This is a genomic window from Paraclostridium sp. (genome assembly GCF_051657365.1).
GTDB lineage: Bacteria > Bacillota > Clostridia > Peptostreptococcales > Peptostreptococcaceae > Paraclostridium.
Genome location: NZ_JBOFKN010000138.1, coordinates 1 through 1,499 on the forward strand (window position 1 = coordinate 1; position 1,499 = coordinate 1,499).

Genomic DNA, 1,499 nt, shown 5'->3' on the forward strand with positions numbered 1-1,499 from the left:
AAAAAGTATTATTCGAAGGTGCTCAAGGAATGCTTCTTGATATAGACTATGGAACTTATCCATATGTAACATCATCAAATACAACTTCAGGTGGAGTATCAAATGGAGTTGGTATAGGACCAACAATGATAACTAATGCTGTTGGTATAGCTAAATCTTACACAACAAGAGTTGGAAAAGGACCATTCCCAACAGAACTTGAGGATGCTACTGGAGACTGGATAAGAGAAAAAGGTCATGAGTATGGAACTACTACTGGTAGATCAAGAAGATGTGGATGGTTAGACTTAGTTATATTAAAAACTTCAGTAAGAGTTTGTGGTTTAACTTCATTAGTTGTAACTAAAATAGATACATTAGCTGGATTAGATAAATTAAATATTTGTGTAGGATATGAATTAGATGGAAAAGTTATAGATTACTTCCCAGCAAGTTTAGAAGATTTAGCAAAATGTAAACCAGTATATGAAGAGTTTGAAGGTTGGGGCGATGAAGTAGCTAATGCAAGAAGCTATGAAGAATTACCAGAGAATGCTAAAAAATATTTAAAAAGAATAGAAGAGTTCACAGGAACAAAGGTTTCAATAGTTGGAGTAGGTCCAAAGAGAGATCAAAGCATAAGAGTTACTACTGAACTATAATTTAGATAAAATAGATTGATTTATAAAAATTAAATCAATCTATTTTTATTAAGAAGAAAAATTATATAAAAAGAAAAGGAGATTTTATATGGAAATAATAAAATCTATATTTTATTTCCTTATAGCGGGTGTATTTGAAATAGGTGGAGGTTATCTTATTTGGTTATGGATGCGTGAAGGAAAGAATATTTGGTATGGAGTTATAGGAGCAATTGTATTGATATTATATGGAATTATACCTACATTTCAACCTGAAAATTCTAGTTTTGGTAGAGTATATGCGACTTATGGAGGCATTTTTATTGCTCTTTCAATATTATGGGGATGGAAAGTTGAAAATATAGTTCCTGATAAATTTGATTTAATTGGAGCATTTATTGCATTAATTGGAGTTATTATTATAATGTATGCTCCAAGGTGATGAAAAATATTTATCAATAATATATTTAATATGAAGGAGAGATGATAAGTATGGGTAACTAAACTGTTACAACAAATTTAAACAAAACTATACAAATATGTATATAAGTATAGATTTAAAAACAGAAAGCCCTCTGTATCTAGTGATAGGTGCAGACTCGGAGTTAATTGCTTTTAACCCCTAAAGCCTTACTACCAAAGCAAAGCTAGAAATAGCAAGTGTAAATGGTGCGAAAGCAGAAAAAAGTGTAAGGATAACCTAAGTTGAAATAAAATCTAATTAGGTCTTATAAATGGACAATCGTGACATATAAGATACGTTAGGCACTAAGGGTTTTTACAATGGGTGTTTAGCAGGGAATGTCCTAAGTCTTTTAAGATATGGATAACCTTCAACGACTATCTCCTTGAGGGAGAGTAAAACCACAAGCTAAGGGT

General features: G+C 31.2%; 2 protein-coding genes. Both read left to right on the forward strand.

Annotated features, from left to right (window positions below; translation table 11 throughout):
• The coding region (locus tag ACRCYC_RS10040; RefSeq protein ID WP_438619014.1) for an adenylosuccinate synthetase at positions 1 to 641 on the forward strand (641 nt) is incomplete at its 5' end.
• An 88-nt stretch (positions 642 to 729) separates the two neighbouring features.
• On the forward strand, positions 730 to 1,062 hold the full coding sequence (locus ACRCYC_RS10045; protein WP_438619015.1) for a YnfA family protein: 333 nt from the start codon (positions 730 to 732) through the stop codon (positions 1,060 to 1,062).
• The last annotated feature ends 437 nt before the right edge of the window (positions 1,063 to 1,499 follow it).